This is a genomic window from Proteus sp. Marseille-Q3619 (genome assembly GCF_965283115.1).
Genome location: NZ_CBDIMP010000001.1, coordinates 1,946,722 through 1,969,439 on the forward strand (window position 1 = coordinate 1,946,722; position 22,718 = coordinate 1,969,439).

Here is a 22,718-nt window from a genome sequence, read left to right on the forward strand (position 1 = left end):
TGTAAAGCTCAAAATACGTAAACCGGCATTGTGAAAACAATGCCGGTTTTTTTATCAAATCACATTATTTTTACTTGAATTATCTTTTAGGGGATGATGAACAAGCTCCATAATTCTTATCGATTCTCTATCAATGATATTCACAATAATATGTAATAAATCATCGATATCTTCCGCATGAAAAGATTCCATTTCAGTTTCTATTTCAATAGGAAAACCATTAATTTTACTAAAACTATAACCAAATAGTATAAAACCAGACTCATCACTTACATTTACTTTATCGATATAAATAAGCCTTTCACTATTAATAAATTTAGGGCAATAATGATGATTATCTTTAAATAATATTTTAATTTTATTATTAGTGATCATTTCTAGTTTTTCGATAACTATGCTCATTTTATTTTCTATTTGTTTTTTTATATCAATGATAGATGATGCCCTATCCAATGAAGCCTTTATCTTTTCAAAAAAATTATTTTCATCGTTCATGTGAAATCCTACAAAATATTGGATAATGATCAAACTTTTTAAAGAAAATATCATCAAGGCAGTGATTGTCATCATTGAGTATCCGATAAAAATCAATCTGCTCGAGATCTAACTTAAAACAATCTTCTTTTCCATATAAAAATGATGAAGAGAAGATCATTTGATCAAAAACATACCATCGACTCATTGAAGCTGAATTATAATAATACGTACCTAAATTATTTGTTTTCTTATCAGACAAAAGATACCAAAATGGATTAAATAATAACTCTCTTTTCTTTTTTATTATGTGGTAATCTCTCGTTGCATATAATGTATTAATCATCGAATCAGAATAAGGCTCTGTATTATAATCTCCCATACAAATAATTTGAGCCTCTTTCCCTTGGTTTTCAAATAGCTTATCAATACTATTCCTCAACTCTTGGGCGGCTATACGTCTGATTTTATCATCAGCACTGAGTACTGATGGCCAGTGAGATAAAAAGAATGTGATTATTTTTTGATTTTCAATCTCTTTAAATACAACACTTACACCGACTCTTATTGTTCTATTATCAGGTTGAAGCTTAGTTAAAAATTTACTTGAGATAAACTCTAATTTACTCATCTTATACATTATAGATATATCAATAAATATACGCCCTATTCTTCCTGATAAATCAATGTATTCCATATTTAATTCACATGCTAATTGTTTAAAATCTAGGTTTTCTTTTTTAGAAATCTCACAAAGTGCAACTATATCCAGTGCTCTTTTTTTATCATTTTCCCAAGATATTGTTTTGCTAATCCAATATCTTCTATATTTATTTTCTTACTTGATCTTATTGGTGGAGATAATCCCATATTCCACCAGCATAAATTCAATTCCATTTTATATATCATTCCATTAATAATAAATTACTTTTAAATATTACTAGTTATTATCTCACTAAAGTTTATTAACTTAGCACAACAAATAAAAATAGGAAAAACAATAAAATAAATCAAAACAAATAAATATTTTAATTCATGTTTAAATTATTAGTTTTTTATTAAATACGAAGGTATCTTATTATTTAAGATACCTTCTCAATATATTGTAAAGTTTTACAACCCAGTCTCTACTGTAAATATCTGACGATAACTGTCAACATCACGCATAAATGCAATATAGTGGTCATTTGGAGAGAATACGACAGCGTCACTACTCGGTGCTTGTGCTGTTTTTTCTGTTAATCGAGTTAACTCACCCGTTTTCGCATTACATAGCATCACGCTATTATCACAAATAAAGGTGAGATATTGTCCGTTACTATTCCACGTAAAGGCAGACTGAATATCCCATGGTTGTGAGGTGATTTGTTTCACTTCCTTAGTACTTGGCGAAACAGTATATAACTGCACAATACCGTTATCATCTTTCATTAAAAAAGCAATCGCATCGCCTTGTGGCGAGCTTCTTAACCAGTGACGAGGCTGATTTAAAACACCTGCATATTTTCTATTTGCTGTATTTGTTAGGCGAACTTGGTAAATATCTTTAGCCACTGCTGGCATTGTTGTGTCGGTTCCTGCTAGTGGTTTATCACCTTCAATACTAAAAGCATGATTATCATCAGGTAAATCCACTAAGAAAATATCAGAAACTTTATCACCATTTTCACTCACGGTATCGCCGATAAATGCAATAGCCCAACGTTGTTGTGAACCATCCGCTTTTGTATAACCTTGAGTACCAATCCAACACTCTTCATAAGCTTTATTAATTTCGTCGCTTCCCTTTTGTGGATGCGCCACGGTTTGGCTTATCACTGTACAGAAGTATTCACCATCATATTCACGAGGGTGTTTCTTGGTGACATTAACCGCTTTGAGAGGTACAGCGACAGCCACATTACGTTGATCATATTCGCCACCAAGTTCGTGCATAATATGATCATTGTAAGTAAAACTTAAACGAGTGCCATCAGGGCTAAAAACATGAACATGCGTACCGCCACGCAATGCACCCGCTTGATAAGGTGAAGTCAATGAACACGCATCAATATTAAATGCACGATTATTTTCTGACTCATCAACAATCACACCACGACGATGATGAAAGTCATAATGCCATTCATTATCTGGATTTTCTGGCCCATGAATAAAAGCATAACGTACGGGTTCTGTTGGGCTTACTGTCGCAACCCCTGCATGTGCCCCTTGTGTTGCTGTGTAAATGATCTGTTGCTGTTTTGTTTTCGCATGAATTTTTTCTATGGTTAGACCTGTAAAAGATCCCCCATTGGGACGTACATCATAGACTAACCACTGGCTATCTGGCGTCCAAACATTTATATTAGTTAGCTGATGATGACGGCTATCAAACGTAATCTGATGTTCCTGAAAAGACATATTTATCCTTATCGGGAAATAAATTTCCACATTATAAAAACTAATTAATTTTACCTGGCACTAAAAAAATTCAGTCGAGACTTTTTCGCAAGGTAATTATTCTATCCTCACTAAATAGTCAGAAAATTAGAAAATCATGTTACTTAGTGTTCTCTATATTATTGGTATTACAGCAGAAGCTATGACGGGTGCACTCGCTGCTGGTCGTCGTAAAATGGATGTTTTTGGCGTAATTATTATTGCCTCTGCAACTGCTATTGGTGGTGGATCTGTCAGAGACATTCTACTCGGCCATTACCCGCTGGGTTGGGTAAAACACCCCGAATATATCGTCACTGTTGCATGTGCTGCTGTTATCACCATGTGGGTTGCACCTATGATGAAACACTTACAGCGACTCTTTCTTATCTTAGATGCCATTGGCCTAATGGTTTTCTCTATTATCGGCGCACAAATCGCACTCGATATGGACTATGGTCCAATTATTGCTGCTATTGCCGCGGTGATTACAGGTGCTTTTGGTGGTGTATTAAGAGATATGCTTTGTAATACCATTCCTCTGGTTTTCCAAAAAGAGATTTATGCCGGTATCGCTTTTGGTGCTGCGTGGCTTTATATGGGATTACTGTTTTATACACCGTTACCAAGAGACGTCATTATCATCATTACCCTAATTGCTGGGTTAACAGCTCGACTTCTCGCTATTCGTTATAAATTGGGCTTACCTGTCTTTAATTACGAGAATCAAGATTAACGAATCGCTGTTTTAACGACAGCGGTTCTTTTTGATTCTGTGGGGTATCTCAAAATATAATCTCTTTTCGCTATTGTGATAAAAGGTAATTCCTATCACTGAGCCTTTAATTGTATGTTAATATTGACATAGTTTAATTTTTCTCTTGTTTCTATATAAGAAAATAGAATGTAATAAGAAAAAAATGGCCCTGTATTAAACATGGGCACTGTATGTCATTCATTGTATGTGTATACTATATAGGGGATTTGCTCCCTAAACATGTATTTATACTTAATTCTCCAGTCAAATTCAGAAAGTCATCATGATCCAAGGAACACTTTATATTGTTTCCGCTCCAAGCGGTGCGGGTAAATCAAGTCTTATTCAAGCGCTGTTAAAAACACAGCCTTTATATGACACGCAGGTTTCTGTCTCTCATACAACCCGCCCAATGCGACCGGGAGAGAGCCATGGTGAACATTACTTCTTTGTTACTGAAGAAGAATTTAAAAGCATGATAGACAGCGGGGATTTCCTCGAACATGCTTGTGTTTTTGGTAATTATTACGGAACTTCCGGCAAAGTTATCAAAGAAATCTTAGCCAGTGGTGTCGATGTCTTTTTAGATATTGACTGGCAAGGCGCACAGCAAGTGCGTAAAGCGATGCCTGAAGCTCGCAGTATTTTTATTCTGCCACCGTCAAAAGAAGAGCTTTACCGCCGACTTCGTGGACGTGGGCAAGATAGCGAAGAAGTGATTACAAAACGTATGTCACAAGCTGTATCGGAAATGGAACATTTTAATGAGTATGATTATTTGCTGATTAATGATGATTTCAATACCGCGCTTGCTGATTTACAATCAATTATTCGTTCAGAAAAATTACGCCTTGATCGTCAAACGCTACGACATGGTGATTTAATCAGCAAATTATTGGCAGACTGAGTTAACTTTCAGTATTATGCCCAGTCATTTCGTTAATGGTGGAGTAACACAAATATGGCACGCGTAACCGTTCAAGACGCTGTAGAGAAAATTGGTAACCGTTTTGACCTCGTTCTGGTCGCAGCACGTCGTGCGCGTCAGTTACAAGTTGGCGCTAAAGATCCTTTAGTTCCAGAAGAAAATGATAAAATGACTGTTGTCGCGCTACGTGAAATCGAAGAAGGCCTGATTAACGGTAAAATTCTTGATGCTCGTGAACGTCAAGAGCAGCAAGAGCAAGAAGCAGCAGAATTACAAGCTGTTTCAGCGATTGCGGAAGGTCGTCGTTAATCGTTTTATAAAATAGGGGTAGGTCTGCCTTGTACCTGTTTGAAAGCCTGAATCAAATCGTTCAAAAATACTTGCCATCGGAGCAAGTCGAACAACTTAAAAAAGCCTTTATCGTCGCCCGAAATGCCCACGAGGGGCAAACTCGTTCAAGTGGTGAGCCTTATATTACTCACCCTGTTGCGGTTGCGTGTATTCTTGCAGATATGCGATTAGACCACCAAACGCTGATGGCGGCGCTGTTGCATGATGTTATCGAAGATACACCTGCAACCTTCCAAGATATCGAAAGCCTCTTTGGTAGTACGGTCGCCGATCTTGTTGAAGGAGTCTCTAAACTTGATAAATTGAAGTTTAGAGATAAAAAAGAGGCTCAGGCTGAAAACTTCCGTAAGATGATTATGGCGATGGTAAAAGATATCCGCGTCATTTTGATCAAGCTGGCAGACCGAACTCACAATATGCGCACACTGGGATCATTACGCCCAGATAAACGTCGCCGTATTGCTCGAGAAACACTCGAAATTTACAGCCCTCTTGCACACCGTTTAGGTATACACCATATCAAAACAGAGCTTGAAGAGCTGGGTTTCGAGGCGCTACATCCTAATCGCTACCGTGTAATCAAAGAAGTCGTTAAAGCAGCTCGAGGCAACCGTAAAGAGATGATTAATAAAATCCTCTCTGAAATTGAAGGTCGCCTGACAGAAGCGCATATCGAATGCAAAGTTAACGGTCGCGAAAAACACCTTTACTCTATCTATCGGAAAATGTTGTTAAAAGAGCAACGTTTTCACTCGATCATGGATATTTACGCCTTTCGCGTTATCGTGAAAGAAGTCGATACCTGTTATCGCGTTTTAGGTCAAATGCACAGTCTTTATAAGCCTCGTCCCGGTCGAGTTAAAGACTATATTGCAATCCCAAAAGCCAACGGCTATCAATCTCTTCATACCTCACTAATTGGTCCTCATGGAGTGCCAGTTGAAGTACAAATTCGTACTGAAGATATGGATCAAATGGCAGAAATGGGGGTTGCAGCACATTGGGCTTATAAAGAGCAAGGTGAACAACCGGGCACAACTGCACAAGTTAGAGCCCAACGCTGGATGCAAAGTTTACTTGAATTGCAACAAAGCGCAGGTAGCTCATTTGAATTTATTGAGAACGTAAAATCAGATCTCTTTCCTGATGAAATCTACGTTTTCACGCCAGAAGGTCGCATTGTTGAATTACCAACAAGTGCAACTCCTGTCGATTTTGCTTATGCCGTACACACAGATATCGGTCATGCCTGTGTGGGTGCTAGGGTTGATAGACAACCTTATCCACTTTCACAATCGCTACGTACTGGACAAACGGTTGAAATTATTACCGCACCAGGTGCAAGACCAAATGCAGCGTGGCTAAACTTTGTCGTCAGTTCAAGAGCTCGCTCTAAAATCCGACAACTTCTGAAAAACCTAAAACGTGAAGACTCTATTAATTTAGGTCGTCGTTTACTCAATCACGCATTAGGTGAGCACAAGCTTACTGATATTTCAGCTGAAAATATTGAGCGCGAGTTGAAGCGTATGAAGCTTCATTCAATCGACGACTTAATGGCTGAAATTGGTTTAGGTAATACTATGAGCGTTGTTGTTGCGCGTAATTTATTGATTGATAGTCAAAATCAAGATGAAAACGCACCAACAGAAACATCTAATGATGAAACACCTAAACTCCCAATTAAAGGTGCTGATGGTGTATTGATCTCTTTCGCTAAGTGTTGTCGCCCTATTCCGGGTGATCCTATCATTGCACATATTAGCCCAGGTAAAGGTTTGGTTATTCACCATGAATCTTGTCGTAATATTCGTGGTTACCAAAAAGAGCCTGAAAAATTCATGCCTGTCGAGTGGGATAAAGAGATCAACAGTGATTTCATCACTGAAATTAAAGTTGATATGATTAACCACCAAGGCGCTTTAGCAAACTTAACCGCAGCTATTAATGATGCAAACTCGAGTATTCAAAGTATGAATACAGAAGAGAAAGATGGTCGCGTGTATTGTGCTTTTATTCGCTTAACCGCGAAAGACAGAATTCAATTAGCCAATATCATGCGTAAACTTCGCATCATGCCAGACGTTCTGCGCGTTAGCCGTAATAAAAACTAGTCATGAATTCAATTCGATATGCCCGCATCTGCCAAATGATGGCGATGCGGCAACCTGATCTTACCGTTTGCCTTGAAGAAGTGCATAAATCCCATAATGTTGCTGCTGTTATAAGAACAGCTGATGCTGTAGGTATTCCTAAAATTCATGCTATTTGGCCTGAAGAAAAAATGCGGATGTTAGTTTCACCTGCGGCTGGGAGTAACAGTTGGGTCAATGTAGAAACTCATCCTACTATTACAGATGCAGTTAGCGCCTTTCGCGCCCAAGGTATGCAAGTTCTTGCGACTCATCTCTCAGATAAAGCGGTTGATTTCCGCGAGATTGATTACACACGCCCAACTTGTATTATTATGGGGCAAGAAAAAACGGGCATCTCACAAGATGCTATCGCGCTTGCAGATCAAGATATTATTGTGCCGATGATGGGAATGGTACAATCCCTAAATGTTTCTGTCGCCAGTGCGCTAATTTTATATGAAGCACAACGCCAACGTCAGGCTGCGGGTATGTATAATCGAACAGAAAGCACCTTAACAGAAGAAGAACAACAAATTCTTCTCTTTGAAGGCGGATACCCAGTATTGGCAGAAGTTTCTCGTCGAAAAGGACTGCCTCGCCCTTATATTAATGGTAGCGGTGAGATTGAAGCACCTGAGTCATGGTGGGCAGAAATGCAAATGACGCAAAAACAACTTAGGAAATTAAAAAAGACGGAGTATTGATCCCATGAAAGGAAAACTGCTTGATGCAATCCCCTTAACCACTCTTCACGGCGTAGGTGCAAGTCAGGCAGACAAGCTGGCAAAAATAGGGCTTGTGACTATTGAGGATTTGTTACTCCACCTTCCTTTACGTTATGAAGATCAAACACACCTCTATGCTATCAGCGATCTGCTTCCCGGCATTCCAGCCACTGTTTCAGGTGAAATTCTAAGAACCGAAGTCACTTTTGGTCGACGAAAAATGATGACCTGCCAAATTTCTGATGGCTCTGGCATTTTAACCCTTCGCTTTTTTAACTTTACTGCCGCAATGAAAAATAACCTTGCTCAAGGTAAACAAGTCACTGCTTATGGAGAAGTTAAACGGGGAAGCCGTGGCCCAGAAATTATTCACCCTGAATACAAAATCAAAGTTGCAGGTTCGGAAGTTAAACTGCAAGAAACGCTCACTCCCATCTATTCAACAACAGAAGGCTTACGCCAAACATCACTACGCAAATTAATAGAGCAAGCCTTAGAATTACTCGATACCTGTACTATTAACGAATTATTGCCCGAACAATTTATTCATGGTTTACCTCCGTTAGCCACGGCATTACGTACTCTGCATAATCCTCCACCTGATATCGCTTTTGTGGAGCTTGAGAAAGGACAGCACCCTGCGCAAAAAAGGCTAATTATTGAAGAATTACTCGCCCACAATCTAGGTATGCTCAATGCAAGAGCTGGCGCACAATCTTATCGCGCAGAGCCATTGTTTATGCCAAGTACCTCTACGTTACGCCAACAATTTCTATCGTCACTCCCCTTTACCCCTACGAATGCACAACAACGTGTCGTCCATGAAATAGAAACAGATTTAGAAAAAGACTATCCGATGATGCGATTGATCCAAGGAGATGTAGGTTCAGGTAAGACTTTAGTTGCTGCACTAAGTGCATTGCGTGCTGTTGCTAATGGCAAACAAGTGGCTTTAATGGCACCAACAGAATTGTTGGCAGAGCAACACGCATTAACCTTTAAAAAATGGTTTGAGCCTTTTGGTATTCAAGTGGGTTGGTTAGCAGGAAAACAGAAAGGAAAAGCGCGTGAAACACAGCAAAACGCCATTGCTAATGGTGACGTTTCCATCATTATTGGAACGCATGCTATTTTCCAAGAACAAGTTAAATTTCACTCTCTAGCCTTAGTGATTATTGATGAACAACACCGATTTGGTGTACATCAACGCCTCGCCTTATGGAAAAAGGGTGAAGAGCAAGGCTTTCATCCTCATCAATTGGTGATGACAGCAACGCCGATCCCTCGAACATTAGCGATGACAGCCTACGCTGATATGGACACGTCTATCATCGACGAATTACCGCCTGGGCGCACACCTGTTACCACTGTCGCTATCCCTGATACTCGCCGTAATGACATTATTGAACGCATCAGGCTATCTTGCACAGAAGAAAATCGACAAGCCTATTGGGTATGTACCTTAATTGAAGATTCTGATGTTCTGGAAGCGCAAGCGGCTCAAGTTATCTATGATGAACTTACAATTGCACTGCCTGAAATCAAAGTGGGATTGGTACACGGGCGAATGAAACCCGTAGAAAAACAGGCAGTAATGGCTGCATTTAAAGAAAATGAGCTTCAACTTTTAGTTGCGACAACAGTGATTGAAGTCGGTGTTGATGTACCTAATGCAAGTTTAATGATCATTGATAATCCAGAACGACTGGGACTCGCACAGTTACATCAATTACGTGGACGGGTAGGCCGAGGCGCTGTCGCCTCTCATTGTGTCTTGTTATATAAAACACCACTCACACAAACAGCACGTTTGCGATTGCAAGTATTAAGAGATAGCAATGACGGTTTTGTGATTGCACAAAAAGATCTCGAAATCCGTGGCCCCGGTGAGCTTTTAGGCACTAAGCAAACGGGTAATGCACAATTTAAAGTCGCTGATTTGTTACGCGACCAAGGACTTATTCCTGAAGTTCAGCGTATCGCTCGTTATCTACATCAACACTACCCTAAGCATTCTCAAGCCTTAATCGAACGCTGGCTGCCTGCCAAGACACAATATAGCCAAGCTTAAGGTTACTTTTTTGCATGGCTTAGCGTGCGTTTAATCTCGCTTTGGGTTGATCTTGAAATATTCGTAAGTTAAATACATATAGAAAAACACCTCAATGTCGATATTCAACATTGAGGTGCTCTTTAACGTTTTTGAAACTCTTTTAATTTATAGCAACCAAACTACCCTGCAACTATAGGCGTAAAAAACGGTAGCATCAGATACAGTTTAATCACTATTGCATTCACAATATCAATAAAGAATGCACCGACCATAGGTACGACCAAGAACGCAAGATGAGACGGTCCAAAACGGTCTGTTACAGCTTGCATATTTGCAATCGCCGTTGGTGTAGCACCTAAACCAAAACCACAGTGACCTGCTGCTAAAATCGCCGCATCGTAGTTTTTACCCATGACACGGAAAGTGACAAAAATGGCATACAGTGCCATTACACCTGCTTGAACACCAAGGATAACCAACATTGGTATCGCCAGTGATGCAAGCTCCCATAATTTCAAGCTCATTAATGCCATCGCTAAGAATAACGATAAACTCACGTTACCTAAGACTGATACCGCTCTATCAAAAACACGGTAGAACCCAAGCATTGAAAGGCTATTACTTAAAATAACGCCAATAAACAGAACGCACACAAAGGTCGGTAATGAGAATGCTGTACCTTCTAACAGTTGAGAAAGGAACGTACCTGCCATTAAACAGATAGAGATCATCGCAATAGTTTCTAATAAAACCATTGAAGTGATCATTCGGCCTGTTGTCGGCTTCTCAAACGCTGTTGGCATTTCATGGTCATCGGCGCCTAATCCTGGCGTTGGGATATTTTTGATTAAGTAGCGTGCAACTGGGCCACCAATCAATCCACCTAACACTAAACCAAAAGTAGCACAAGCCATCGCCACTTCAGACGCGCTCATAAAACCATAATTTTCAACAAAGGTTTTACCCCAAGCAGCCCCTGTACCATGACCACCCGATAATGTAATCGAGCCAGCAAGTAATCCCATTAATGGATCAAGACCTAACATTTCTGCTAATGCAATACCGACTGTGTTTTGTACTAACAACAGTCCAACAACAACAAAGATGAAAATAAAAAGCGCTTTTCCTCCCGCTTTTAAGCTTGCGAGGTTTGCGTTTAAACCAATTGTTGCAAAGAATGCCAGCATTAATGGATCTTTTAATGAGAGGTCAAAACTTACTTCCCAATCCATAAAAGATTTGAATGCTAATAGAAGAACTGCAACAAGTAGCCCACCTGCAACGGGTTCTGGGATCGTATACCGTTCTAAAAAAGGAACAGATTTCACTAACTTACGTCCGATCAAGAGAACCAAAGTGGCCGCAACCAGCGTGCCATAAACATCAAGATGATACATTTATGTACCCCGTCTTATTTGTTAATTTTATATAAAAATACTACGACGCTAAGTTCATCCATAAACAACGCCAAAAGCAGGTATCCCCGATTAGAAAAAAAAACGGAGACAAACACAAGTTAAAACATATAAAAATGTGAGCGCCTCTTATGCATTTTGATAACATCATTTTTACGCAAACGATTGCTTTTGTGGCGCAGATCATTAAAATACCGTTTTTGTCGAATAAGAAATTCACACCATGGTTACTTCAGAAAATCAAAATTTGCCTAAAAATAGTGACGTTTCAATTAAAAAAAATAGCGAACTTCTTTTTGCTTTAGAAGAGAAACCGCCATTACCACAAACACTTTTTGCTGCTTGCCAACATCTCTTAGCCATGTTTGTTGCGGTTATCACACCTGCGATCCTCATTTGCCAAGCATTAGGATTACCTGCACACGATACTCAACGCATTATCAGCATGTCTTTATTTGCATCAGGCATTGCCTCTCTTATTCAAATTCGGGCATGGGGACCAATAGGTTCAGGATTGTTATCAATTCAAGGTACTAGCTTTAATTTTGTCGCACCTTTGATTATGGGCGGATTAGCGCTAAAAAATGGAGGGGCGGATATTCCAACGATGATGGCGGCACTTTTTGGTACATTAATGGTCGCCTCATTAACCGAAATCATCCTTTCTCGTGTACTTCATTTAGCAAGGCGCATCATTACACCTTTAGTTTCTGGTGTCGTAGTGATGATAATCGGTCTCTCTTTAATTCAAGTTGGATTAACCTCTATTGGTGGTGGTTATTCAGCCATTGAAAATAATACCTTCGGTGCACCACAAAACCTGTTATTAGCAGGCTCTGTACTTATTGTTATTATTTTACTTAATCGACAAAAAAATCCTTATTTACGCGTTGCTTCTTTGGTCATTGCAATGGCTGTGGGTTATGTTCTTGCTTGGGCTTTAGATATGTTGCCCACACCAGCAGAACATCAAGAAACACCTTTTATGACTATTCCTGAACCCTTTTATTATGGGTTGTCATTTGACTGGCATTTACTTATTCCTTTAATGCTGGTGTTTATGATCACATCACTAGAAACCATTGGGGATATTACAGCAACTTCAGATGTTTCAGAGCAACCCGTTAGTGGTCCTTTGTATATGAAACGTATTAAAGGGGGCGTATTGGCTAATGGAATTAACTCTATGGTTTCGGCATTTTTCAATACCTTCCCAAATTCTTGTTTTGGTCAAAATAATGGCGTTATTCAATTAACAGGCGTTGCAAGTCGCTATGTAGGTTATGTTGTTGCCGCAATGCTCGTTATCTTAGGCTTATTTCCATTCGTTGCAGAATTTGTGCAAAGAATTCCTGAACCCGTATTAGGTGGAGCCACATTAGTTATGTTCGGTACGATAGCTGCATCTGGTGTACGTATTGTTTCCAAAGAAGCACTAAACCGCCGAGCCATCATGATCCTTGCGATTTCACTTGCAGTAGGATTGGGCGTTTCACAGCAACCTCAAATCTTGCAGTTTGCACCTGATTGGCTAAAAACATTGCTGTCCTCAGGTATTGCTGCTGGTGGTTTAACTGCCATTATTTTAAATCTTATTTTTCCACCAGAAAAATAATCATTAATTAGCAACATAATAATAAAGCGCTATCTTCATAATAAAAAATAGCGCTTTATTTTTACGCTAAAACAGGGTCTTTTTACACAAGCATTCCTCTTCAAATTGCGATAATTAATATGTTTACTCATGTTATCTACAAAAGAGAGCGACTATGCCAACGCCACTTAATATTGTTAATAATAAAGCACTTCAATATCTTAAAAATCATCCATCAACTGAAAGTTATCATATAAAAACAATAGGACAATTTTTAACTTATTTAAAAGATTCTATTTTATCGTTATTTAATACAAATCATAAGTTTACATATTTAGGAAATAAGTCTATTCCTGAGTTTAACTTAGAACATATTAAAGAAGACTTAGTGACATTTTTACAAAATCCTTGCCTTAATAATCAGCAAGATAAAGATAAAGAGGGATTTCTAACGTATCAGTTTCAATATTTACCAACGCAAGCGGGTATTCTCCCTAATTTTTACGATACTTATCATTCCGGCAGCCTTGAACCTAATGAACTTATTTCTCAACTTATTAACTATGGCAATAAGTTAATAAAAGAAGAATTAAATGATAAAAAACAATTGGATAAGAATTATATAAACGATATATTGAGTAATATTGAAACCTATTTACAAAAGCAAAATACTCAACCCACTATCGAATTGAGGAACAAGATATCCACTATAATAAATGCATAAGCAGTTAAATAATCTTGCTTTATATAGTGACGAATACTTGAGCATCGCTTAGTTTTCAGGCATAACTGTATACTGTTTTGATGGAGTATAAAACAGGAGAAAGGTTATGCGCTGGCTGATGAAAAGTTTGGTATCTCTGATACTTATCGTTATTTTATTTATTATTATAATTTACGCTTTTATTCAGACTCAGTGGGGCGCGCAAAAAACCAGTGAATGGCTGACACAATACACTGACTATGATATTCGCTTCTCAGGTATTGAGCATGATCTTATGCAACCCGAACAAGTCATTGTTCATGATCTCCTCGTTAATCCTAAACAAGATAAAGCCACAGTATCGGCAAAATCAGCGCAAATTAGATTGAATTGGCAATTTTTTACCACACCTTCTCATCTACAAAAAATCACCTTAGAAAACGGTTCGATTAAGCTCACTGGTAAATCGCCAGCCATGCCACTAAGTGCTGATATTTTACAATTTAAAAATATGGCATTGAGCAACAATACTGTGGATATCACGTTTAATGCTGACAAAATAACAGGTGGTATTACACCTTGGAAACCAACACTAAATGATGTTATTGGTGCGGGTCATTTCCAATTTTCGATTGCAGAAGGCTCAATAAACAACAATCATTTTAGTAACTTTATTATTTCAGGTGAATACCAACCCGATAATATTCAAATAGAGAAACTAGGCACCCGCCTACTCAGTGGTTCACTTTCATTAAGTGGTCAATATCAAGATAATCAATGGAAATTTGATGAAGTTTATATGAATGGCTTGCGCTGGCAGTCCTCGCAAACCTTTAACGAATTAATTCAGTCTCTCTCTGAATATCCCCGTATTAGCATAAGAGCACTCAATATTGTTGATTTTACAGCTGAAGGAAAACAGTGGGCAATCAGTGGTTTTGATGGGCAATTTTCTCAGTTTAGTTGGGATAACGCTCTTTCATTTACAACTGGTGAACTCAATACAAATGATGTTGTTTTTCAAGATGAACACTTCACTGATCTTATCGCAAAACTCAACCAGCAAAACAATCAACTTAATCTAGATAACCTCAGTCTACGCTATGAAAAAGGTCTAATTAAGCTTGCTGGTCATTGGAATAAAGACAATAAAACCATCACTATCCAAGATGCCACACTATCAGGCATTTTATATACGCTACCTGAAAATTGGCTCAACTTTTTAGCTAAACCAATAGATAACAAGAGTAATATTCAAAATATCACTATCGAACAGTTATCTATCAATCAATCTATCTTGATTGATATCACACCAGAATTTCCATTCCAATTCACAAACTTAACAGGAAAACTGCGAAATTTAGTGGTTGCAAAAGAAGGTGAATGGGGATTATGGCAAGGTTCAGCCGTATTAAATGCCGATAGTGGTACGTTAAATCGCATTGAATTACGTCGCCCTGATTTAAAAATTGTCACTCAACAAGATAACGCTATTGTTGAGCAATATTCAGCATTTATTGGTGATGGCATTGTTCGAGGTTCAGCAGGTTTAGTGCAATCTAACCAACAGCGCCAATTTTCACTTATTGCTAATGGCCTAAATGTACCTTTATCAACGCCTTATACATTAGGTTTAAAAACAACCTACTCTGACGAAATAGGCCAATTCACACTAAAATTGAAAGGTGATTTACGTTCAAGCCCAGTGGCATCAACACTTAATGGCACATTAACGGGAAGTAAAGATGAGCAACAAATACTCAACTCAGTGATACAAAATGGCGAGATAATTAATCACCTATAATATTGATCTTTCGCAGGAGCACGGATTGCTCTGACTAGTCCTGATATAGGTTGACAACTTTTCAGGCATAAAACGCTCGATGTACTTCATCGGGCGTTTTATAGTTTAACGATAAGTGTGGCCGTTTTTCATTATAGAGTTGGATTGATTCTTCTACTAATTTTCTTGCTTGTTCCAGATTACTCGGTTTTATCAGTAGATACTCCATTTTTAATATTCCATTAATTCGTTCTGCTAAGGCATTTTGATAACAATCATACCCATCAGTCATAGAACATTGAATATTATGCTCTTTATGTATCTCCTGATATTCCGAAGAACAATACTGTATCCCTCGATCTGAATGATGGATTAACGAAGTTGTCGAAGTCCGTTTTTTTAACGCCTGAACCAACGATTTCTTCACTGAACTTGTTTTCATATTGTTATCTAAATGATATCCCACGATTTTTCGTGAATACGCATCCGTAATTAAACTTAAATAAGTATCACCTTCATACGTCGATAAATAGGTAATATCTGCTACCCAAAGCTGTTCTGGTTGTGTGGGGATAAACCCTGACTTAATTAAATTTGGATGCCGATAAAAACGATGATGGCTTAAGGTTGTTCGATGATAAGCCCGTTTATTAGGCACCAGTAACTGATGTTCCTTCAATAAAGAAAATAGCCGATCACGACCAATAACCATCTGTTTTTGCTTTAAAATAAAATGTAATTTACGCCCACCCAGTCGAGGTTGTAAGACTCGTTCAGATTTAACAACATCAATGATGGCCGAATCGGCTTTCTTTCGTTCCTCAGTTCTATCCAGTCTCTTGTAATAAGCCTGTCGGCTGATCTGCATAAAACGGCAAGCAATTGTTACGGTGAGGTTTTTAACCGTTTTTTCTTTAATAACTCGGCTTTGCGCTTTTTTGACAAACGAACTCCAAAGTCTCTATCCATGACTTTAACCACTGCTTCGAAGAAATCGGATTTAAGCCGAGCCTCTTCAAGTTCCTTTTCAAGGATCTTAATGCGTTGTTCCGGCGTTTGTTGTTCAGAAGATTGGGTCATAGCTGAACCTCTATAAAAAGTATCAGGGGTACCGTTTGACCAATCTAACCTACCATGCTTACGAAGCCAAACTAAAACAGTAGAGCATCCTTGTATACCATAGCGATCTTGGGCTTGTTTATAGGTTATTTCGCCTTTTTCAACTTGGTCAACAAGCTGTAATTTAAAAGCGAGAGAATAATCGCGTTGAGTTCGTTTAGTGATTGGTTTCATTACACTCTCCAATTTCAGATTGGAAAAGTGTCAACCTTATTCAGGACGGGTCACTCCCTTTATAAAAAGCGTTACAATGCGCTAATGCCTTTTTCTTTATTGTGGAGTTTTCATGTCTGACGAAGATTTTTCCCCTGAAAAAATATCTTTAAATATGTTTCAACAATCTCCTTTAACTGCACTTGAAGACAACAGCACACTGCTTGTGTGTGATGACAATAAAACTCCGTTGTTCTATTGCCTTTCTAAAGAAGACTATGATGTATTAATTGAGCGAGTTATGGATGCAGAACTTGCAGCGATCGTACTTGAACGTCGCCAAAATAAATTAGATGAGCTTGATTTAGACTAATTTTATCGATGCAATAATTTGTCTTAAATAGAACAAACAAAAAACACCCTTTCAGGTGTTTTTTTGTCTTTATCACATTTTTATAGATGATATTAACGTTTTTTCTTTTTACGACCAGGCTGAACAAAACGCTTACGGGAATTATTTTCCGTTTCTTTGGTTTTTGTTTGAGGAATATGAATACCCAATGCTTTCGCATTACTACTAATTTGTTTTTTCGGCTTATTTTGCTTTGGTTTTGGTGGCGCTTCAGAAGTCGATTTTTCAATCGATTCAAATAAGGTAATGAGTTCATCATCGGTCAGATCACGCCATTCGCCAATAGGTAATCCCGATAAGCTCACATTCATAATGCGAATGCGTTCAAGCTTAGTGACTTCATAACCAAAATATTCACACATACGGCGAATTTGGCGATTTAATCCTTGAACTAAGGTAATACGAAACACCATCGGCGCTTCTTTCTTGACCTTACATTTCTTGGTTTTTTGTCCCATGATAGGAACACCCGCACCCATTCCATGAATAAATTCATCTGTGATCGGTTTATTCACTGTCACAAGGTACTCTTTTTCGTGATCATTACCTGCACGTAGGATTTTATTGACTAAATCACCGTGGTTGGTCAGAAAAATCAATCCTTGTGAATCTTTATCTAAACGCCCAATTGGGAAAATACGGGTACTGTGGTTAACATAGTCAACAATATTATCTTTTTCGCCATCATCTGTGGTACTCACAATGCCCACAGGCTTATTCAGCGCAATCAAAACCAGCTCAGAGTTATCCTGTGCTTCAATCAATCGACCATTGACTTTGACTTCATCGCCAGCAAATACTTGATCGCCAATACCAGCGCGTTTGCCATTAATAAGGACAAGTCCTTGCTCAATATAACGGTCAGCCTCACGACGTGAGCAGATCCCGCTTTCACTGATATATTTATTAAGACGAGTAGATAAATTGGTGTCCATGCTTCCCTCCGTAAACTGCGAAATATACATCAATTGGATAGCGATAGAAACTCTATAACACCAGCATTCAAGAATAGATTTTTTATACTCTGTTTTTTTAATAAAAAACGCAGAAAATAGAAAAGGTAACTCAAAAGAAAATAGTGATTTCCCTTTAAGTTACTCTAAAGATAGATAGCTGAATTAGCACTGCTTATTTTGTGAAGGTAAAACAATATAAGTGCCGCTAAAAACAGCACCGACACCTTCATCACCACAAATATCGACGTCCAACTTAATACGTGCCTTGCTTCCCTTCGCTAGTCGCCCTAAATCCCCACTTAAATTTTCCATATCAGCAACGGCAGCAGGACGCCCTGATACAGGTTTGCGGTAACGAATATGTGCATCCACCAGCACAATATCACCTTGCAACTTATGTTCTTGCATTAATAGCCAAATCAATCCCCAACCTGTTAATGTTGCGAGTGAAAATTGGCTACCTGCAAAAATAGTGTGATGAGGATTTTGATTTCCTGCTTCAGGGATAGTGGTATAAAAACGGGTTCCTGTGTATTGAGTAATACGTAATCCCATTTTTTCACTTAAAGGAATATGTTGATACCATTGTTTTTGTAATTCTGCACACCAATCTGGTCGATGAAGAATATCATCCAAAGACTCAATACTTTTTTTCATAAAAAAGTGCTTAATGGGTGTCGTTTGAGGACCTGTCACTAAACCACAATTTTCATAACCTAACTTTTCAAAGAAGCTTACAGATTCTTCTCGTGCACTACACACGATCCGTTTTATACCTTCTTGGCGAGCAAGCGACTCTAGCGCCATAGCCACTAATGTGCCTAAACCTTTACCTTGTGCATCTGTACGCACCGCCATAAAGCGAATAGCACCTTCATTGTCGGCATTAATATAGAGTCGCCCAATCGCAACGGGTTGTCCTGTTTCATCAACAACCATTTGATGATGAGCAAGAGTGTCATAACCGTCTTTTTCAGAGCCTTCAGGTTGATGTAGAGGTTTACGAAGCATTTCCCAGCGAAAAGCATAATAGGCATCAAATTCTGCCTCTGTCTTTGGGGTCCGTAAATGGTACATATCTGAGCTCCTTTTAACACGACTGTACGTTCGACGTTATACTTGCAGCCAAAAGGTGACTGGGCCGTCATTAGTCAGTGTGATTTGCATATCAGCAGCAAATTGACCTGTTTGCGTTTCTAAGCCTTGTTGCTGACATTGTTCAATAAAGTAGTGATAGAGATTTTTCGCTAATTCTGGGGGCGCACCGTTCGAAAAACCTGGACGCATTCCTTTTTGTGTTTCCGCGGCAAGTGTGAATTGAGATACAACTAACAGACTACCACCTGCTTGTTGCACATTTAGGTTCATTTTGTCGTTTTCATCACTAAATATACGATAGCCGCATACTTTCTCACATAATCTTTTGGCTTTCTGTTCGTTGTCGTCTTTCTCTACACCTAATAAAACTAATAAACCTTGATTAATAGCGCCGACAGTTTCACCTGCAATATCCACTTTTGCCTGTGTCACTCGTTGAATTAACGCGATCATGCTCTCTCCAAAATAAATCAATAAAAAAGGATAACAAATTCAATCTATTGTTATCCTTACAATAGCATTATTCTTCTACTGGGAGAGAAAAATCATAATCTTTGAAGTAGTCAATGATGGTCTGTTTATCAATGACATGTACACCCTTTATACCCACAGCAATAGCTGCATCAACATTGGCTTTTACATCATCAAAGAAAACAGCATCTTGTGCTTCAACATCTTCAGATTCTAAAACATACTTAAAGAGTTCAGGATCGGGCTTTCTCATGCCAAGATCTTGCGACAAGTAGAGAAAATCAGCAGAAGCCGCGATTTCAGGATAGTGTTCTGGCCAGTAATCTTGGTGTAAACGGTTAGTATTTGATAACACCACAACCCGATGTCCTTGTTCTCTTAATTTGTTCATTATATCAATGACTTCAGGTCGTACTGCGATAAAAATAGCCTGCCATCCTTCAGCGAATTGCTCAAAGCTTAAGCTCATGCCAAGTTCTGAGTTAATTTCTTCAGCAAATTCGATATCTGTAATATTACCGCGCTCATGTAATTTAAAAACTTCACCGGCGGTGAAATCCTTTTTTATGCTTGCTAATGGAACACCACTCAGCTTACTCCATACTGCGAATACTCGGTTAAAATCGATATCAATAATCACATTACCCATATCAAAGATATAAAGCATAAATCCTCTCCATAATAGAAAACTCATTTTACTTTAATCATAAATCGCTTTACTGAACAGGCTTAAACGTCAAAAAAGTACAATAATCACACTTAATTTTTTTGTAAAACAGAAAACCAGAAGAGGGAGAGAAGCAAAATGAGACAAAAGGAGTTTAACTTTAAGATGTAGTTCACTGAAAGATAGGAAGGAGGCGTAAAACTTATGCGGTGGCAAATTTCCCACCGCATTCGTCTTATAGTACTACTATCTTATAGCACGACTAGTAGTACCAGATACTCTAAATAATTTAAGTTACAGGTAGGCGACAATAAAGATAGACGGGGAACGTAGATAAACTATGTGACTCGACTAATTGAACGTAGCCAACACCTCTATAACTTGAAGTATGACGAGTATAAACTCAGGGCGCTAAACGCGCCCTAAGAATTATGTTATCAGAATAACGAATTAGTCTTTGCTACGGTAAGCACGACGACGATCGTTTTCTGACAGATAACGCTTACGCAGACGAATAGACTGCGGAGTTACTTCAACTAACTCATCGTCATCAATAAATTCTAATGCTTGTTCTAATGTTTGTTTCAGGTGTGGAGTCAGCGTTGTCGCCTCATCAGTACCAGAAGCACGCATGTTAGTCAGCTTTTTACCAGTTAAGCAGTTTACTGTTAAGTCATTAGAGCGAGTATGAATACCAATCACTTGGCCTTCATAAACTTCTGCACCATGAGTAACGAATAATTTACCGCGGTCTTGTAAGCTATACAGTGCGTAAGCAACGGCTTTACCTTGGCCATTAGAGATCATAACACCGTTATTACGGCGACCGATTTCACCTGGACGAACATCATCATAGTGACTGAATGTTGCATACAGTAAACCAGTACCTGATGTCATGGTCATAAATTCAGTACGGAAACCAATCAGACCACGGCTAGGGATAATGTAGTCTAAACGTACACGTCCTTTACCATCTGGTTGCATATCACGCATTTCGCCTTTACGTTCACCCATCGCTTGCATCACATCACCTTGGTGCTGTTCTTCAATATCGATAGTGACTTGTTCGAAAGGCTCTTGTTTACGGCCGTCAATATCACGGAAGATAACTTTAGGACGAGATACACCTAATTCGTAACCTTCACGACGCATATTTTCGATCAGAACTGACAGGTGAAGCTCACCACGACCTGATACACGGAATGCATCTGGATCTTCAGTTTCTTCTACACGTAATGCTACGTTATGGACTAACTCTTTTTTCAGACGATCTAAAATCTGACGAGAAGTCACAAACTTACCTTCACGACCACAGAAAGGTGAAGTATTAACACAGAAATACATGCTAACAGTTGGTTCATCAACAGCTAATGCAGGTAATGCTTCAACAGCACCTGTTTCGCAAATCGTATCAGAAATATTCAGTTCGCCTAAGCCTGTAATTGCGATGATATCGCCAGCTTCTGCTACTTCAACTTCAATACGTTCTAAGCCTAAGTGACCTAACACTTTACCGACTTTACCGTTACGAGTATTACCTTCGCTATCGATGATAGTCACTTGCTGGTTAGGTTTAACCTTACCACGCTTGATACGACCGATACCGATAACACCTAAGTAGTTGTTGTAGTCCAACTGAGAAATTTGCATCTGGAATGTGCCGTCCAGATCAACTTTTGGTGGCTCTACATATTTGACAATAGCTTCATATAACGGAGTCATATCTTCAGCCATGTCATTGTAATCTGTTCCCGCAATACCGTTTAATGCAGATGCATAGATAATTGGGAAATCAAGTTGTTCGTCAGTTGCACCTAAGTTTACGAACAGGTCAAATACCTGATCAACAACCCAGTCTGGACGCGCACCAGGGCGGTCAACTTTATTGATAACAACGATTGGTTTTAAGTTGTTAGCAAATGCTTTTTGTGTCACAAAACGAGTTTGTGGCATTGGGCCATCCATCGCGTCAACCAGCAATAGAACGCTGTCTACCATAGACATAACGCGTTCTACCTCACCACCGAAGTCGGCGTGTCCTGGGGTATCTACGATATTGATACGATAGTCATTCCATTTAATCGCTGTATTTTTCGCAAGAATAGTAATTCCGCGCTCTCTTTCGAGATCATTTGAGTCCATCACGCGCTCAGCAACGGTTTCACGTTCGCCGAACGTACCAGATTGCTGTAGTAATTTATCGACGATAGTTGTTTTACCATGGTCAACGTGGGCGATGATGGCGATATTACGCAAGTTTTCGATCACAAAATTTGCCTCAGGCATTGTAGAAATAAGCGCAGTATTGTACACGCTTTAGACGAGAGACTAAACAAGATCACAATAATGATTGCTTAACAATATGCAATTAATTGAATTGTGATCCTTTTCACGCCTCAGAATTTAGTAGCATCCGTTCGTTTGCACCAAAACAGTGCAACTAATTAGGCTTAATTTGCACCAACTTTGTGCAATAATTAAAAAATCACAGGAGATATTCTACACT

At 38.8% G+C, this 22,718-nt stretch carries 20 protein-coding genes; 10 read left to right on the plus strand and 10 right to left on the minus strand.

Features of this window, described 5'->3' with window-relative positions:
• Window positions 1–54 precede the first annotated feature (54 nt).
• The 3 genes from ACWPWK_RS08915 to ACWPWK_RS08925 form a co-directional block, all read right to left on the minus strand.
• Window positions 55–495, minus strand: coding sequence for a hypothetical protein (locus ACWPWK_RS08915; protein ID WP_109374330.1), 441 nt, complete (start codon window positions 493–495; stop codon window positions 55–57).
• On the minus strand, window positions 485–1,288 hold the full coding sequence (locus ACWPWK_RS08920; protein ID WP_454209237.1) for an endonuclease/exonuclease/phosphatase family protein: 804 nt from the start codon (window positions 1,286–1,288) through the stop codon (window positions 485–487). Before ACWPWK_RS08920 ends, ACWPWK_RS08915 begins: the two co-directional genes overlap by 11 nt.
• 299 nt (window positions 1,289–1,587) lie before the next feature.
• Complete coding sequence (locus tag ACWPWK_RS08925; RefSeq protein WP_109374332.1) at window positions 1,588–2,874, minus strand: DUF3748 domain-containing protein; 1,287 nt, start codon at window positions 2,872–2,874, stop codon at window positions 1,588–1,590.
• Between the two features lie 136 nt (window positions 2,875–3,010).
• On the opposite strand from ACWPWK_RS08925, the gene ACWPWK_RS08930 reads away from it, so the two are divergent.
• The 6 genes from ACWPWK_RS08930 (at window position 3,011) to recG (ending at window position 9,859) form a co-directional block, all read left to right on the plus strand.
• Window positions 3,011–3,628, plus strand: coding sequence for a trimeric intracellular cation channel family protein (locus tag ACWPWK_RS08930; protein ID WP_088494339.1), 618 nt, complete (start codon window positions 3,011–3,013; stop codon window positions 3,626–3,628).
• Window positions 3,629–3,932: 304 nt separating this feature from the next.
• Window positions 3,933–4,556, plus strand: a complete 624-nt coding sequence (gene gmk, locus ACWPWK_RS08935; protein WP_006534608.1) for a guanylate kinase — start codon at window positions 3,933–3,935, stop codon at window positions 4,554–4,556.
• Window positions 4,557–4,610: 54 nt separating this feature from the next.
• Window positions 4,611–4,886 (plus strand): DNA-directed RNA polymerase subunit omega, encoded by a 276-nt coding sequence (rpoZ, locus tag ACWPWK_RS08940; protein ID WP_006534607.1) that lies wholly within the window; start codon window positions 4,611–4,613, stop codon window positions 4,884–4,886.
• A 29-nt stretch (window positions 4,887–4,915) separates the two neighbouring features.
• On the plus strand, window positions 4,916–7,042 hold the full coding sequence (gene spoT / locus ACWPWK_RS08945) for a bifunctional GTP diphosphokinase/guanosine-3',5'-bis pyrophosphate 3'-pyrophosphohydrolase (RefSeq protein WP_109374333.1): 2,127 nt from the start codon (window positions 4,916–4,918) through the stop codon (window positions 7,040–7,042).
• A 2-nt stretch (window positions 7,043–7,044) separates the two neighbouring features.
• The gene (trmH, locus tag ACWPWK_RS08950) at window positions 7,045–7,767 is read left to right on the plus strand and encodes a tRNA (guanosine(18)-2'-O)-methyltransferase TrmH (RefSeq protein WP_109374334.1); all 723 of its coding nucleotides are present in this window, start codon (window positions 7,045–7,047) and stop codon (window positions 7,765–7,767) included.
• Between the two features lie 4 nt (window positions 7,768–7,771).
• Window positions 7,772–9,859 carry an ATP-dependent DNA helicase RecG gene (gene recG / locus ACWPWK_RS08955; RefSeq protein ID WP_109374335.1) on the plus strand — a complete coding sequence of 696 codons (2,088 nt, stop codon included), beginning with the start codon at window positions 7,772–7,774 and terminating at the stop codon, window positions 9,857–9,859.
• Window positions 9,860–10,020: 161 nt separating this feature from the next.
• Here the strand turns inward: recG and gltS are convergent, their stop codons facing one another.
• Window positions 10,021–11,238, minus strand: a complete 1,218-nt coding sequence (gene gltS, locus ACWPWK_RS08960) for a sodium/glutamate symporter (protein WP_109374336.1) — start codon at window positions 11,236–11,238, stop codon at window positions 10,021–10,023.
• A 241-nt stretch (window positions 11,239–11,479) separates the two neighbouring features.
• Here gltS and ACWPWK_RS08965 point away from each other — a divergent pair, with 241 nt between their 5' ends.
• The 3 genes from ACWPWK_RS08965 to ACWPWK_RS08975 all read left to right on the plus strand — a co-directional run bounded on the left by ACWPWK_RS08965 (window position 11,480) and on the right by ACWPWK_RS08975 (window position 15,357).
• On the plus strand, window positions 11,480–12,871 hold the full coding sequence (locus ACWPWK_RS08965) for a uracil-xanthine permease family protein (protein ID WP_109374337.1): 1,392 nt from the start codon (window positions 11,480–11,482) through the stop codon (window positions 12,869–12,871).
• 154 nt (window positions 12,872–13,025) lie between these two features.
• Entirely contained in the window at window positions 13,026–13,574 is a 549-nt protein-coding gene (locus ACWPWK_RS08970) for a hypothetical protein (protein ID WP_109374338.1), read from the plus strand.
• A 106-nt stretch (window positions 13,575–13,680) separates the two neighbouring features.
• On the plus strand, window positions 13,681–15,357 hold the full coding sequence (locus ACWPWK_RS08975; RefSeq protein WP_109374339.1) for an AsmA family protein: 1,677 nt from the start codon (window positions 13,681–13,683) through the stop codon (window positions 15,355–15,357).
• A 61-nt stretch (window positions 15,358–15,418) separates the two neighbouring features.
• On the opposite strand, the gene ACWPWK_RS08980 is transcribed toward ACWPWK_RS08975, so the two are convergent.
• Window positions 15,419–16,629 (minus strand): IS3 family transposase gene (locus ACWPWK_RS08980; protein WP_454208151.1). Its coding sequence is split into 2 segments (ribosomal slippage): window positions 15,419–16,287 and window positions 16,287–16,629, totalling 1,212 coding nucleotides; the frame shifts between segments, so codons are not numbered across the junction.
• A 112-nt stretch (window positions 16,630–16,741) separates the two neighbouring features.
• On the opposite strand from ACWPWK_RS08980, the gene ACWPWK_RS08985 reads away from it, so the two are divergent.
• Window positions 16,742–16,981, plus strand: coding sequence for a hypothetical protein (locus tag ACWPWK_RS08985; RefSeq protein ID WP_109373673.1), 240 nt, complete (start codon window positions 16,742–16,744; stop codon window positions 16,979–16,981).
• A 92-nt stretch (window positions 16,982–17,073) separates the two neighbouring features.
• On the opposite strand, the gene rluF is transcribed toward ACWPWK_RS08985, so the two are convergent.
• The 5 genes from rluF to typA form a co-directional block, all read right to left on the minus strand.
• On the minus strand, window positions 17,074–17,955 hold the full coding sequence (gene rluF, locus ACWPWK_RS08990; RefSeq protein ID WP_109373674.1) for a 23S rRNA pseudouridine(2604) synthase RluF: 882 nt from the start codon (window positions 17,953–17,955) through the stop codon (window positions 17,074–17,076).
• Window positions 17,956–18,138: 183 nt separating this feature from the next.
• Entirely contained in the window at window positions 18,139–19,053 is a 915-nt protein-coding gene (fabY, locus tag ACWPWK_RS08995) for a fatty acid biosynthesis protein FabY (RefSeq protein ID WP_109373675.1), read from the minus strand.
• A 36-nt stretch (window positions 19,054–19,089) separates the two neighbouring features.
• On the minus strand, window positions 19,090–19,527 hold the full coding sequence (gene dtd, locus ACWPWK_RS09000) for a D-aminoacyl-tRNA deacylase (protein ID WP_072064855.1): 438 nt from the start codon (window positions 19,525–19,527) through the stop codon (window positions 19,090–19,092).
• Window positions 19,528–19,594: 67 nt separating this feature from the next.
• Window positions 19,595–20,212 (minus strand): glucose-1-phosphatase, encoded by a 618-nt coding sequence (gene yihX, locus ACWPWK_RS09005; RefSeq protein ID WP_109373676.1) that lies wholly within the window; start codon window positions 20,210–20,212, stop codon window positions 19,595–19,597.
• A 450-nt stretch (window positions 20,213–20,662) separates the two neighbouring features.
• Window positions 20,663–22,498, minus strand: coding sequence for a ribosome-dependent GTPase TypA (gene typA, locus ACWPWK_RS09010; RefSeq protein ID WP_109373677.1), 1,836 nt, complete (start codon window positions 22,496–22,498; stop codon window positions 20,663–20,665).
• Window positions 22,499–22,718 lie beyond the last annotated feature (220 nt).